The sequence below is a fragment of the Pedobacter sp. 05T44 genome (assembly GCF_056395985.1).
The window spans coordinates 74,691-90,277 of record NZ_JBFTKO010000017.1 but is presented as its reverse complement, the minus strand read 5'-3'; the positions used below and the strand labels follow the sequence as shown (position 1 = coordinate 90,277).

At 37.1% G+C, this 15,587-nt stretch carries 7 protein-coding genes; all 7 read right to left on the bottom strand.

Features of this window, described 5'->3' with window-relative positions; genetic code table 11:
* Positions 1–3 precede the first annotated feature (3 nt).
* The 7 genes from AC1DDK_RS21580 to AC1DDK_RS21550 all read right to left on the bottom strand — a co-directional run bounded on the left by AC1DDK_RS21580 (position 4) and on the right by AC1DDK_RS21550 (position 15,576).
* Complete coding sequence (locus AC1DDK_RS21580) at positions 4–702, bottom strand: 4'-phosphopantetheinyl transferase family protein (RefSeq protein WP_172663207.1); 699 nt, start codon at positions 700–702, stop codon at positions 4–6.
* A gap of 4 nt (positions 703–706) precedes the next feature.
* Entirely contained in the window at positions 707–4,684 is a 3,978-nt protein-coding gene (locus AC1DDK_RS21575; RefSeq protein WP_288883306.1) for an amino acid adenylation domain-containing protein, read from the bottom strand.
* A gap of 11 nt (positions 4,685–4,695) precedes the next feature.
* Positions 4,696–11,292 (bottom strand): amino acid adenylation domain-containing protein, encoded by a 6,597-nt coding sequence (locus AC1DDK_RS21570; RefSeq protein ID WP_477634043.1) that lies wholly within the window; start codon positions 11,290–11,292, stop codon positions 4,696–4,698.
* Between the two features lie 394 nt (positions 11,293–11,686).
* Positions 11,687–11,848: a hypothetical protein gene (locus AC1DDK_RS21565; protein WP_232325457.1), complete on the bottom strand. Its 162-nt coding sequence runs from the start codon at positions 11,846–11,848 to the stop codon at positions 11,687–11,689.
* A gap of 316 nt (positions 11,849–12,164) precedes the next feature.
* Positions 12,165–12,728 (bottom strand): hypothetical protein, encoded by a 564-nt coding sequence (locus AC1DDK_RS21560; protein WP_172663204.1) that lies wholly within the window; start codon positions 12,726–12,728, stop codon positions 12,165–12,167.
* Positions 12,729–13,047: 319 nt separating this feature from the next.
* Complete coding sequence (locus AC1DDK_RS21555; protein ID WP_288883310.1) at positions 13,048–13,299, bottom strand: hypothetical protein; 252 nt, start codon at positions 13,297–13,299, stop codon at positions 13,048–13,050.
* A 108-nt stretch (positions 13,300–13,407) separates the two neighbouring features.
* Positions 13,408–15,576: a S46 family peptidase gene (locus tag AC1DDK_RS21550; RefSeq protein WP_477634042.1), complete on the bottom strand. Its 2,169-nt coding sequence runs from the start codon at positions 15,574–15,576 to the stop codon at positions 13,408–13,410.
* Positions 15,577–15,587: the final 11 nt, after the last annotated feature.

Genomic DNA, 15,587 nt, shown 5'->3' with positions numbered 1-15,587 from the left:
ATCTTATTGGTAATCCCAGTAATTTAGTGTGGCCTCAGGTTCTTCAAACGCAATACAGCCTGCATATTCTTTATCTGGCATAAAACTTTGGAGGTAGTATTTAACTTGTTTTCTGGTAATTGAACTGTTCAAACTGTTAAGCTCATTCATATTGTCTATTAAACCCTCTCCGGAAGCTTTGAGTACAGCCTCTTTTCTTGTCCATATGGAATAGAAGTTGGCGCTTGTATTTTGATTGCTTATTAGTTGTAGTTCCTCTGGGCTAAAACTAGAAGTGGTAATATCGTGATAATTGAAATGATGGTCTATATGTTCAATATCAATTCCTATTTTAAATGGGCTTACACCAATGAGAATGTAGCTTTTACTATGGGTTACATTAAATTCAATACCACTAACTGCTGGTTTCTTGTTCTCGGATTTATAGATAGATATTTTTGCTGGTGATACTAAAAGAAAATATGATAAAATATTTCTCAAGGCATATTTAGAAACGATGTATCTTTTTCGGTCACTTTCTTTGAAGAAACGAAAGGCCTTTTCAAGTTCTGTGTATGAGAGATTAGACTCATACACATTGCTGATTTGATTGAAATATTCGTTTACATTTATTCGAAATATATTAATTGCGCTCTTATCGAATGCAACGTCCTTTTTTGCAGCGGTCCACTTTACATCGTTATTAATATTTAATAGCTCCATAATTTTAAACCTTAGTGTTAATTACTCTTTGCAGAACTTTTGCTAGCTTTTGATCGTTGGGTGAAGCTAAAAATGTTTTGTGATCACCTGGAACAGAGTGGATATCTATACCTTTTTTGCCATACTTCCGCCAGCCTAAGTATACACGGTCGTCTAGAAAATAAATTCTTTTTTCTACTCTAAACAGATCTATTTTAAGATCTACAGGCTGTAGTTGATATTTTTTGTAAGCCATTTCGTAGCTTTCATAAACCTCTCTTTTATATGTGAAAACTTCTTTATCTATCTCCTTGTTTTTTAAGAAAATAGGTTTTAGTTTTCTTTTAGATATTCGCAATTGGTAGGATAGAGTCTGCATAGGATTATCCAAGAATAATTTAGCTATAAAAGGACCCTTTTTTAACTGACGAACTATTTTCTCTTTGACCTTTTCTATACCGGTTGCAGATGACCCGGCATAAGTGTCAAATATTCCAAGCATTTTTATCTCTTTACCCTTTTCAAGTAATTGTTTGGCCATCTCGTAGGCTATTTTTCCTCCCATAGAATACCCGGCAATTAAATATGGCCCTTCCGGATTTGATTCTAGAATCTCAGCATTATATTTAGCGGCAATTTCTTCAATTGTGTCAGGAATTTCTCTATCACCGTTTAAGCCCAGACCTTGAAGTGCGTAAACCGGTTGATCTTCATCCATAAATCCAGAGATAGATTTGAATACGAAAACATTTAAGCCTCCACCATGAACAAGATATATTGGAGGTTTATTTCCGCTTGTTTTTAATGGAACCAGAGAGTCCCAATTTAATTTATCGTCGGGGGTTAAGAGCTTAGCAAGTGTTTCAATTGTTGGGTTTTCAAATAAGCTGGATAAGGGCAAACGGAGACCTGTTTTCTTTTCTATTGCGCCCATTACCTTAACCGCAATTAAAGAGTGGCCTCCTAACTCAAAGAAATCGTCAGTAATTCCTATTTTGTTAATCCCCAGATTGGAAACCCATATTTCTGTAAGTAGATTTTGCTCAGCGGTTCCAGGGGCAACATAACCATTTTCTGTGATCGGGTTCATTGCCGCTTTTGGAAGTGATTTTCTATCTAATTTTCCGTTCGCAGTTAAGGGGATTTTATCTATCTGAATTAAAATCCTTGGAACCATAAACTCCGGAAGCGTCAATTTTAAATGATTTATTATCGCATCCTTATTAAAAATAGAATCAACTACAACATAGGCTACCAGCCTTTTTTCTTGATTAGTGTCTTCATCTACAATTATGGCACATTGCCGTATGTCTTTACATTTAAGCAATGCATTTTGTATCTCACCAAGTTCTATTCTATTGCCTCTGATTTTAACCTGATCATCTATACGACCTAAGAATTCGATATCTCCATTAGCTAACCATCGTACTAAATCGCCAGTTTTATAAAACCCGGTTTCTATTCCTTCAGCATAGCGATCTGTGAACATTTTACTAGTCAATTCAGGGTTGTTTAAATAACCTCTTGCTACTCCGAAGCCTCCAATATACAGTTCTCCTGGAACGCCAATTGCGCAATAATTTGAATCTTTATTGAGGACATGAAGGATGGTATTTCCAAAAGGTTTACCAATGGGAGCTGATGCCGGATAATCTGCATTTTTATCTACTACATGTATTAGCTTACCTATTGTAGTTTCGGTAGGTCCGTAATGATTTACAACCACGCATTCACTATTGGTCCTTCGAATTTCTTTAATATACTCGCCAGGCAATGATTCTCCTCCGAACATTAGTAGTTTAGAAGGCAAAAGTAAGTTTCCCTGATGCCTCAAAAACCTCCAGTGCGACGGAACGATCTTTAAACAATCGATGTTATAATTATTAAAATATTGATGTATGTACTCAGGATTGTTGAACCTGTCTTTAGCAAATAAGTGTAATTCTCCACCTGATATTAAGGAATTGAAGAGAATCGTATTGCCTAGATCTGTTGCTATTGTAGACCCAAGTGCAAAACTTTTACAGTCTTTTAGTGTATTTAATTTTGAATTTAATCCTTCAAAATAATCCATTATTGATCCATGCTCAATCATAACTCCTTTCGGGTTTCCGGTTGAGCCAGAGGTGTAAATAACATAGATCAGATTTTCAGGAAATATTTTGATGGTAGGGTTGGATTTGCTAGTATGCCAGATCTGGCTTTCACTATCGTCCAGGCAAATAAGTTCTCGATTGCCTGCTTCCTTAATTCGTTTTATCGTTTCAGTGTCGCATATTAACATGCTTGCTGTCGATTCAGAAATCATATAGCTAATCCTTTGTTCCGGGAATTCAGGATCAATTGGAATATAAGCTGCCCCAGCCTTTAGAATTCCGATTATTCCAATTATTGTCTCTATAGATGGTTTTATGCAAATTGCTACAAGTGTTTCTGTTTTGACTCCTTTGCTGATTAAATGGTTTGCCAGTTGATTAGACTTTTCGTTTAACTGATTGTAAGTTAATTTTTTACCCTCATAGACTACAGCATTACTATCTGGGCTGTCAAGAACTCTTTGATTAAATAGGTCTAGAATTGTTCTGTCGGCAATTAGAGTCTGATTTATTGTGGTGGGAAACGGATTCTTGTTTATTAATGAGTCTTTGATTAGTACTTCAGGATTATCCGTTACGGTTTTTAATAAAGACTCAAATTCCGACATCATACTGTCGATGGTATCGGATCTGAATAGATTTGTATTGTACGCCCATTCAAATGTCATTGCGTTTTTAGAGCCGGTAACATTTAACGAAATTTCGAAGGTTTGGGCTACTCTTGCGTTGGAAAAAAGTCTATGAGTTAAACCATCAAATGATACTTTTTCATCCATACCCATGTCTATGTTAAAAACAATAGGAACCAGTGGTATGTGAGCTTTATCCCTCTTAATGGGTAACTTTTTGAGCAATTCACTAAAAGTTAGTCTTTGGAAATCGTAAGCGTCATACACTTCACCCTTTCTTCTTTTTAAATAATCTAAGAAAGACGATTTCGGATCAACTTTGCTGTCAAGTGGCAGTAAATTTACACAATGGCCAACCAGTCCAAAATTCCCTGTTGCAGCCTGTCCGGATGATGGAAGACCAATAACAATATCTTGTTGCCCTGTTCGGTGATGTAACAAGATTTCAAATACACTTAGAAGAGTAATAACTACACTGCTACCTGCTTTTGCTGATAACAACTTTATTGGATTCAATAGATCATTTTTCAGAATGTAATCATTTCGTTGACCAGTATAAGTCCGAACTGAAGGCCGTGTGTAATCTATTGGTAAATTAAGTGTAGGAACATTATGCTTATACTTATTGATCCAGAAATTCTGGGTTTCAATATATTCACTGCTATTTGTAAAGTTAATCTGTTGTAAGGTATAATCACTGATTTGTTCTGCAGGTTCTAATTGAGGAAAAGTGTCATGTACATAGGAATTATACATTTTACTTAAGTCTTCCAGAATAATTCCAATTGACCAGCCATCGCCAATAATGTGGTGTATTATGAGCGTAAAGTAATGAACATTTTCTTCAATCTTGTGCAGGTATATTCTAAATAATGGACCTTCATAAAGATCAAAAGGAGTAGCCATTTCCTTTTGGACAAACTCATGAAAATTGTTCAATCTTTTATCTAAGTCAATACCGGTTAAATCATCCGTAATGATTGAAAACGAGAGTTCTTTATATATTATTAAGTTTTCTCCATTTTTACTGACAGTAGATCTTAATGCTTCGTGTCTGGCAATTAAGCTATCGATGGCTTTTTTAAATGCCTCCTGATAAAAAACACCTCTTAACTCAAGAGAAACAGACTCATTATAGGCCAGACTAGCTTCATCACCACCTAAAATACAGGATAGCCATAGTTCTCTTTGCGGTTCATTAGTAATTGTTACTTTTTCAATCTCATTTTCACCGAAAGGATTAAAATCTACAGCAACGTATTCAAAATCTTTATTCATTAGTAACGGCGTTAGAAACGTATCTGTAAATACTGATCTTTATTCTGTTCATCTTTAATGAACCATGCCGGATTTCCTTCAACATCCTTTCCCAGTCTGGCACCTCTTACAGGAGGATTATCGGCATTGATCACGATTTTATCTGTGCTGAATTTTGAATATGTTTTTGAATTGGTCTCAGTAACAGCTCTGTTCAAAAAGAAACCGGCATTAATCATTTCATCCATACTCTCTATAAAGCAATTAATCAATTGTTCAATATCAGCATGCGAGGTTGCTTCTGTTACGAAACATGGGAAACCATCAAGTATATGGATGCCCTTTTGCCTCATTAAGGTAAACATTAATTCGCTATAAGGAATTTCCTCGTGGAATTTAACCTTCCATAAGGATCCATAATTGGCAATAAAGAAAGGCAGCTGTCTTTTTTCTATTTCCTTATTAAGTGTTTTAGCAATATAGTTTCCTTTTTCATTTAGCTCTTGTTGTAATTTTGGTCCCTTTTCTTTCATGTATATTAAAGATGCTTTTGCGGAAGCCAAAGCTAAAGGGTGACGAACAAATGTTCCTGCAAAGTAAGTTACACCTACTTCTGGATATGAACCATCTCCATAATTCCAGGTGCCTCCATCAAGCGCATCCATAAATTCTTTTTTTCCGGCAATCACCCCAATAGGAATACCTGCGCCAACAACCTTGCCGTAAGACGCAAGGTCTGCACGGACATTAAACAAAGCCTGTGCACCGCCAGGATGCATCCTGAAACCCGTGATTACCTCATCAAATATTAAAGCTGATCCGCTGGCAGAGGTGATTTTTCTTACTTCTTTAACAAAATCTATTGGTACAAACTCGGGACGTCTGCTTTGTATCGGCTCAATAAGGACTGCAGCGATCTCATCTGCTCTCTCTTTAATTATAGCCAAAGCTTCTTCTGTTCCGTAATCGAGCACAAGTATATTTTTAACTGCATCGGGCATTATGCCGGCCGCTGCCGGAAATGATTTTAATTTCTTGGTTCCCCTAACCAATACCTCGTCAATAATACCATGATATGATCCTGTAAAGGCGACAATCAACGATCTGCCTGTAACGGTTCTGGCAATTCTAATACAGCCGAGTACTGCTTCAGATCCAGTGCTGCAAAGCGCTGATCTATCAAATCCGGTAAATTCACATACTAATTTACTCACTTCGGCTGCAAGCTCGTGCTGTGGGCCCACCTCATATCCGCTTTCAATTTGATCGTGCATTGCTTTTTTGATAACATCTGGTTGGTAACCAAGTAAGTTGGAACCAAACCCATTCAATACATCAATGTATTCATTACCGTCCAGATCCCACATTTTACTACCACTCGATTTATTTATTACAATAGGGTATATGAGCTCTTTTGTTAAGGGTTTAAAGCCAGAAACAACCCTTGGGTCGGCCATGTAATTCCGGCTTTCCTCCGCATATTTTTTGCTTTTAAATGTTCTCTGATTATAACTTTCAATTAAGTTTTTGAGAAAGCTCAACTGATTTATATTAAGTTCTGTTGATTGCCGATCTATTTTGGGCGTAGCTCCAAACGGTTTTTGAATTTCAGATTTTTCTTGAAGGGTTAGTTCAGATTCTTCTTGTTGTTTAGGCTTTGGTGATTCTATTGCAGTAGGGGGCGCTATAGAATTATTCCCATTCATTAGCAAAACCTGTTTAGATAAGATTTCTAACTGCTGAGCGATAAGTCCCAGTGCGGAATTGTTGTAGTCGTTAGCGTTTCCAAATGAAACAGGTGCAACAACCTGATGATTACTTCCATTACGAACTGGCGTATTGTTTTGTATTGGAGCAGGGGTTTCCTGAACGGTGTTTTTATCTATGTAATCAGTCAACGATTCAATAGTTGGATATTCTTCATTTAATTTCCTAAATGTAACAGGCAAATTAAACTCTCTTTTCAAAGAGATTGCGATTTGAGTAAGTAATAAAGAATCTAATCCTATTTCAACGAAGTTTTGATTGGCGGCAACATTTTGCATTTCAATTCCAGATGCATCTTCTAATACTTGTCTGATTTTTATTGCCAGGTTATTTTTTTTCATTACAAGAGTGTTGTTGTTGTTTGGTTTATAGTTGTTGTCCTCGGGTATTAATTTGTTAATTGCAATTGCATCTACCCAGTGCTTCTTTCTATCAAACTGATAGGTTGGAAGATCTAATAACAATCTTTGCTGACCGTTATAAAAATTATCCCAATTTGGTTGCAGGCCACAATTCCAAAGCTGACCTAATGTGTTTAATAGAATGCAATAATCGTTCTCATTATTTGCCAGGCTCTGCATAGCCCTTACAGAAGTTGATTTTAGTGCAGCAATTTGCCTTACAAGGGTTGTAGTTACCGATCCTGGACCCACCTCCAGAAAAATTGGAGAATTGTAAGTAAGTATTGTATCAATAGCTGTAGAAAATTGTACCGTGTTTCTTAAATGGCTTGCCCAATATTGTGGATTTATTGCCTCTTCATCGGTTAGCAGTGAGCCGGTAGCTGTTGATATAATTGGAGTTTTAGGGGCAGATAGAGCGATTCCAGAAACTACTTTTTGAAAATCATCAACTATTGGATCCATCATAGATGAATGGAAGGCATGGCTGGTAAAGAGTAGTTTGTTAGGGATCTCTTTAATATCAAGTAGTTTGCTGAATTCCAATATTTGATTTTCCGGACCTGCTATTACGCAAAGTTTCGGGCTGTTTACTGCTGCGATAGATAGTCCTTCGCTTAAGAAGCTGGCTATTTGATCTGACTCGCTTCTTACGGATAACATAGATCCTGGAGGAAGTGCATTAACCATTGCCCCCCTAACTGCAATTAGTTTTAACCCATCCTCTAATGAAAAGACTCCCGAAAGGTGTGCTGCAACATACTCGCCAATGCTGTGCCCGCAAAGTAGCGTAGGCGTGATACCCCAATTCATCCACAGCCTGGCAAGTGCGTATTCAATTACAAAAAGTGCTGGTTGTGTGTATCTGGTTTGTTTTAATAGTTGTTCGGCTTCGTCATTAGATGAATTGGTAAATATGATCTCTCTAATGTCACGATCTATATATTGCTTAAGAATTTCGGCACAGCAATCTATAGCTTCTCTAACTACTGGCTCGTCCTTATATAGATCAGCAGCCATATTTAGGTATTGCGCACCTTGGCCTGGAAATGTAAATACAATTTCTTCAGGCACTTCGCGAAGATTATTTGTGGTACCTGTTTTAGGTAGTTCCAAATTGAGTTGGCTGACAATAGATTCAATGTTGTTTACAACTGCAAATCTTCTATAAGAGAAGTCGTTCCTTGTTTTTTGAAGAGTATAAGCAATGTCCGCAAGATTAGTATTCTTATTCTTTTTTACATAATTAGATATTGAGGATGCGTATTGTTCCCTGCTGTTCTCTGATTTGGCCGACCAGGTAATTAAGTCGTACGGCCTGCCGGTTGATGACTCTGATTCCAGATTTTCATATTCTTCAACAATCACATGTACATTTGTACCTCCAACACCAAATGAACTTACGCCCGCAATTCTTTTAGTTTCAGATGTCCAATCACTCAGGCTATTGTTAACATAAAAAGGGCTGTTTAGAAAGTCGATGTTCTTATTTCCCTGTTTGTATCCCAAAGAAGCGGGTATTTTCTTGCGATGTAGAGATAGGCAAGCTTTAATTAAGCCMGTAACGCCGGCGGCCTGCGTAAGGTGACCGAAATTGCTCTTAATTGATCCTATAGCACAAAACTGAGTTTTACTCTGATGACCAAAAGCTTTAACCAATCCATCAAATTCAATTGGGTCGCCAATTGGGGTTCCGGTGCCATGTGTTTCAATATAGCTGATTTCTGAAGCATCAATATCTGCATCTGTTATTGCCTCTTTAATTGCATTTGCCTGGCCTTCAGTGTTGGGAGCTGTAAAACTTCCTTTTTCTGCACCATCGTTGTTTAATCCAATACCCTTAATAACGCCATAAATAACATCACCATCACGTTTGGCGTCTGTTAATCTTTTGAGTAGAACAACACCGGCACCGTCACTAAATACAGTTCCTGTGGCATCATTGTCAAAAGGACGGCAATGGCCATCAGCACTCAACATGCTACCTTCCTGATAAATGTGTCCGCTGTTAATAGGAGAGGTGATGCTGGAGGCCCCAGCGATAGCTGCATCACAATAACCGGAACGAAGGCTTTTTACCGCTTCTGCCACCGCAAGTAACGAGGTTGAACAGGCAGAGTTTACACTAACAGCCTGTCCCTTTAGGTTTAAATGATAAGCCGTTCTCGAAGCAATATAATCTTTTTCGTTTACTGTAAGTACTTGCAGGCTTCCAATGTTTTCTATTAAATCGGGATATTGTAATAAATTGTTTACATAATAAGTATTACTTCCACTACCTGCATAAATGGCGACTTTTTTAGAATAAACAGGGAATAAATGCCCCGTTTTTTCCAATACTTCCCAAGCTATCTCTAAGAATATTCTTTGCTGCGGATCCATCAAATCTGCCAGTTTCGGATTAATTCCAAAAAAGGCAGGATCAAATTTTTCCGCATCTTTAATTATCCCTCTCGCTTTAACATATGCCTTATCATTTTTTAGGCGGTCGGGAATGCTGATGTCTAGTTCTTCATTACTGAAAAATTTGGTGGTTTCTTTACCTTCGATAAGTAGATCCCATAAGTCGTCAATAGTTTCGGCCCCTGGAAATCTACCTGCCATTCCTATTATAGCTATATCATGAGAGGTATCTTTATGCTTACTTTCTTTAACGAAGGTAGTCTGTTCAGGGGCCTTGTTTTCAAGAAAATCGGCCATCCCTGCGGCAGTAGGATATTGGTATAATCTGGTGATAGGTAAATGACAATTGAATTGGTACTTTAACTCTGCTACTGTTTTTTGAGCAAGAAGCGAATTGCCCCCAAGCTCAAAAAAATTATCGTCAATTCCGATTTTATCATATTGAAATATATCGATGAATAGACCAATAATGTCTTTCTCAAGCTTTGTTTTTGGGCTTTTATAAAGCGTGTTTAGTTCAGGCCTTTTAAGATCTGGTTTTGGTAGTGCTTTCCTGTCTACTTTTCCACTTGTAGTTTTAGGAAGCTCTTCGAGCCAAACAAAGCCGGATGGGATCATATAATCCGGCAGGAGGTTACTTATATGGTGTCTAACCTTATTGCTGTCTCCTGTGGCCTTATTTCCTGTCAAATAGGCTATCAGCGCTTTTCTGCCGGGGTAGTCTTCTCTTAATATCACCACGGCCTGGTTAACGCTTTCTTCTTTCATCAGGGCAACTTCAATTTCGCCTAGTTCAACCCTGTTGCCTCTGATCTTAATTTGCCCATCTTTCCGGCCCTTAAACTCTATTTCTCCATTGTCTAAAAGCCTACCGAGATCTCCGGTTMTATAGACTTTAATTTGTCCAAGTGTTGAATGGTTAAGTTCAATGAATTTCTCATTTGTTAGGTCTGGCTGATGAAAATATCCATTTGACAGGCAGGGACCTGAAATGCATATTTCACCAATTTCTCCATTTTCAAGAAAGGTTAATTTTTCATCAATAAAATAAATAGATGACTGTGCTATTGTTTCCCCAATTGTGGGTATTGATGCCCAATTATTGGGGTTACCTTTAAGTTTTAATTCGGTTACCCATATGGTTGTTTCGGTTGGGCCGTACACATTTACCAAACATGAATTGGAAATAGAAGAAAAGAATTCATTTATATTAGGGGTGATTTTAAGTAGTTCGCCACCAGTTATTAACTCCTTTAAATTAGCTGGAAATCGCTGTTCTTTGACAGCAGCTTCTGTTAAATATTGAAGCGTAACATAAGGTAAAAAGGCTTTATTTATCTTGTTTGCGATGATAAAATCTAAAAGTTTTGTGCCATCAAGTCTATAATCGTCATTAATAAGGTAAAGAGTAGCACCTGTTGTTAACGGCACAAAGATTTCTTGAAATGAAGCGTCAAAACTGAGATGGCAAAACTGTAACGCATTGATGCCTTTGCCATTAAGCGCATGATCATTTTGCCATTGTAAAAAATTAATCAGGCTTTTATGACTGATACATACTCCCTTTGGTTTTCCGGTAGAGCCTGATGTATAAAGAATGCATCCATTTTCAGATTGTTGGAAATTGTCATTGTTAACCGTATCAAGGTATGATTTATCTGAAGCTATAGGATAAAGCCCAAGGTCAGTAAAGACATTGAATTCGTTTAACAACGAAATACATGTACTTACTCCAGAATCTTCTTTAATCTGTAATAACCTGTTTTCTGGGTAGCTAGAATCTAATGGCAAATAGGTTTTTCCTGCTTTTAGGATTGCTAATAATCCAATAATCATTTCTATAGAGCGGGTTGCACTTAATCCTATAATTTCCTGATCAAAAGCTTGATTTAAAATAACGTTTGCTAAATTCTCAGCTCTGTTATTTAATTCACGGTAKGTAATGGACTTTTCGCCAAAAACCACGGCAATAATCTCTGGAAAATCCAGAGCTGCAATATTAAATAACTGATGAACCGTTAACTTGTTTTGGGTAATTAATATTTGGTCTGTAAACATTTGAGAGGATTGAATAAATTAACCTGACATATGCTTACTTGCAAAAGTTATTCCTTTTTATTAACTTTCATTTCATTTGGGTTCATTGTATGTTTTAATAGGGAGATTATTGAAGAAGAATCAGAACTAAATTGTTCGGTTCAGCTTGCTTAGCTCTTTCTCTGATACGCGGATATCAGATGCCCATGAGACCCCTTTCGTTGGGGTACGGATCTGCATCATACCTGTAATACACCTATGTAACCCCTGTGTAACACCTGGTGTTGCCTAACCTGAACCGAACCATTTCCAAACCCGGACACAAGGTGAGATGACAATGAAATAATGTCGCAAAAAAAAGACCCTTATTGAAACAATAAGAATCCTTTTGGAGATTTTAGCTTTAAAGGCTAAATTATTTTTTCTCTGGCGGAGTGGATACAATTTCTCCCCACTCGTTAACATAGGCCATCATGCTTTCAAGATCACCACCAGAGGAATTCTGTTGACGTTCAAGTTTACGCTGCTCTTTATCTTCTTTTTTCTTTTGTCTGTTTTTTTCTAGTTGCTTCTTCATGAAGGTAGCCTGAGATTTAGCCATAAATTCAATGTATTAGTTAAAAAATAACTCTCCTCTGGTTTTACCTGTTTGCCAAACATGTAAACTTATTGCTGTTTACTGTTAATATGGCTTAATATAATTAATTCTCGGGCGACAACGGACCAGTAGCCAGGAGGAATTGAAACCCAATCAAAAGGTTTGATTGGCAAGTAAATATTAAGAGAATAGTATAATGATATCCCGTTTGTGCAAATATACTAAATTTCTGGTTAAGAATCAATATTTGAAACAACTAGATGCTTAACGGGAAGTTAAACCATAACTATATTTTTTATAAACCAACCCTAATGGCATAGGTTACTTTAACGCGTGCCTTTAATTCCTTAGTAGTAGCCGTTCTTAATTTAGCTGAAAGATTATAGGTGAATGAAGAGGAGGTAAGGAAGGTTCTGACATCTGAACTTCCGGATGTTATTGGAATGCTAAGTTTAGTGGCTCGAGTATTTGGAGGGTTTACTGTAGCAATTGATTGGTCTGCTTGTCCGGATGCTTGCAGTTTGACAATTATGTTTTCTATGTTTTGAATGTTATTTAAACTATCTGCATCCAAAAGTTCTAAGTTGAATTCTTTGATGCGTATGTTTTTTACATTACCTAATCCGAATTTTGATGATTCTTTATTGATCAAAGAATCGAGATTAAAGTTTTTCACATTGAGGTTTCCAAGGATTGTTCCGGATTCGGTACTTGTGATCTTTGGTATCGTAAAAGATATGCCCTCGGCAGGGGTAATGAAAAGATCACGTTCGATGGATTCTTTAATGTTATTGCAAGATAGAAGTACCGTTGCAATTATTAGAGCGGATGCCAGCAAAGTATTAATTTTAGTTCTCATATACTTTAATTTGATTTTTCATCTTCACAAAGGTTCACATTATTCTCCATACCACCAATTAATTGTTTGGAGAGCGGCGAGTCTCAAAAGCTATTTTTTTGCTAAACTTCTCATATATTTGGCGATTTTTAACCACAGAATATTATATTGTGTGTTTATTTAAGTATCTGTAAAACAGAATTATTACGTGTATTTTGTTTAAGTTTTTGGTTATTTAAGCAGATGTTTGAGGTGGTTTGAGGGTGATAAAATGCAGAATAATATTCTGTTTGTTTGTCAATTTATCTGTAATACAGTTAGTTATGTTGGCTTTGGTGTACTAGTACTGCTGTCTATTGTACGCAGCCGAAAAATCACTTCTCATACTCTTAAATCGTTCAACTACAGTGGCAATAAAGGCTTCATCCAAGATTTGAAAGATCTCGTTTGCCCCTCCTCCACTGAGGTCGAGTTCTGACAATTTATAACTTTGTTCGAGGGTTCCCTGCTCGAATTTGATGATGTATTTTTGGTTCATGTTAAATAAGGTGATCTTGCATTCTGGATGTGGAAGTTCTGCTATTACTCTCATGCTTTCTGTAATTTATTAAGTAAGAAATTTGATTTTGTATTGGAAGAAAAAGCCGCCTTTCATTTTATCGGGCGACTTTTTATGATGGTTATTTTACGAGTCTGTAGATTAAAGTTTAACGCCCATTTCTTTTATAAGAAAATCGGCTTTGTCAATTTTTGAAGCAACCCATAGTACATAACGGATGTCTACGCCAATTGATCTGCTGTAGCTATCATTCCATGCATAATCGTTTATTGTTGCTCCGAATGCACGGTCAAAATTTACGCCTACCAGCTCGCCATAGGCATTCATGATAGGAGAGCCTGAGTTTCCGCCAGTAGTGTCCATGTTGTAAAGAAAGGAAACTGGGACGTCGTTAAGGTCTTTCTTTGCATATGGACCAAAATCTTTGGCGTTCCAAAGTGTTTTGATTTGCTCTGGGTAAGCAAATTCAGGATTCCCTGTAGCACCTTTTTCAAGTATTCCTTTTATTGTGGTATATGGCCTCATGTATGAGGCATCGGCCGGCCAATAGCCTTTAACATAGCCGTAGGTTAACCTGAGAGTGCTGTTCGCATCAGGAATGAAGTCTTTGTTTAAGAACTTCTCTTTGATGTTTACATAGTCGCCCATAAGCTTATTTAATAGTCCATCTCTGCGGTCTTTTTCAGGTTTTAACTCATTGATTTGTTTTGCGATATCATCTTCAAAGAGAAGTAGTCCATCATTATATGTAGAAATAKATTTTGGAGATTGAAGTAATACGTTTAAAACATAATTGACTTCTTTTAGCTTGCTTACTTCAAAAAGACTTTCTACATATTGATCAATAACATCATTGCTATTTGCACCTTTACTAGTGATTTTGTTAACGGCAGTTACCTTTTGGATTGGGCTGAACCGAGAAGCGTCTTCAAGCATTCTTTTGAATATCTTTCTATCTGCGTCTATGTCATATGATTCRTAGGTGCTTGATAATGTTTGCTTAAGTTTTTGGATGTTTTGATCAAAAAACTCTTGCTTTTGAGCTGCGGGCTGAGCTTTAAGAGCGTTTTTGAACGCGTTTATGTTTTTAGCAACCGTTAAAAGGTTTGTTGAAGTATAAATCTGTGTAAGCCAAAGATCACGCTGGGCATCAGTATTGATAAGTTTATACAGATTGTCTATGTCGGACATCAGGTTTCCGTATTTTGCTTTAGCATTAACATTGTTGTTGATGAACTGGATAAGGGCTTCTTCTTCCTTTTTCTTTTTTGAAATTAGATCTATCCCTTTTAGTCCCTGTAGTTTGCCTCTATAGTTCTTTAAAACATTAGCGTTTCTTTTTATGCGTGTTGCCAGTTTAATTTCAGTAGTCTTGTCCTTTTTGCCAATAGTTTCCATTGTTGAATTTTGGAAATCATATAGGTTGGATACATAAGGGAGTAGAAATTTTTCCTGATACTCTATAAATGCAGCCGGACGATGGCGGAATGTTTTTCCAGGATATCCTAAGATGAAAACAAAATCCTCCTCGTTAGTGCCTTTGGGGTTTACTTTTAAGAATTTTTTAGGTGTGTAAGGTACATTGTCTTTAGAGAATTTGGCGGGAGAGCCATCAGGTGCTACGTAAGCACGCATAAAAGAGAAATCTCCGGTATGACGAGGCCATACCCAATTGTCCGTTTCGCCTCCAAATTCGCCGATTTGTCTGTTAGGTACATATACAAGTCTGACATCCTGAATGGTTTTGTAGCGGAATAGTACATAGGTTTTTCCGATAAACATTTCGGATACCTCTGCTTTAATACTTGGGTCTTTCTTTTCTGCTTCGATAACGATGTTTTTCATTACATCATCGATTATTTTTAATCGGGAGGCAGGATCTTCTATCTGTGCTACAGCTCCTAAAACGCGATCAGATACATCTTCATAACTGTCAGTTATGCGGCATGTTAGTCCTTTTGCTTCAATTTCCTGTTCATGTGTTTTGGCAACAAATCCGTTTGTCAGGTAATCATGTTCTGCGGTGCTGGCGAGTTGTACCGCGCTGAAGGCGCAGTGGTGGTTGGTGATGATTAAGCCTTCATTTGAAACGAAAGATCCAGTGCAGCCACCAACATTTACAAGTGCATCAACCAGGCTGGTGCCTTTTGGGTTATATATGTTGTTTTGGTCAATTTTTAAACCAGCCTTTTTTAAGTCAAGTTTATGGATTTCACTTAATGGGAACATTCCTTCTTCCCATGGCTTATAACCCGATTGGATTATTCCGAGCGTAAGGAGTGAAGTGATAATTAAGGTTTTCTTATTCATCTTTATGATTA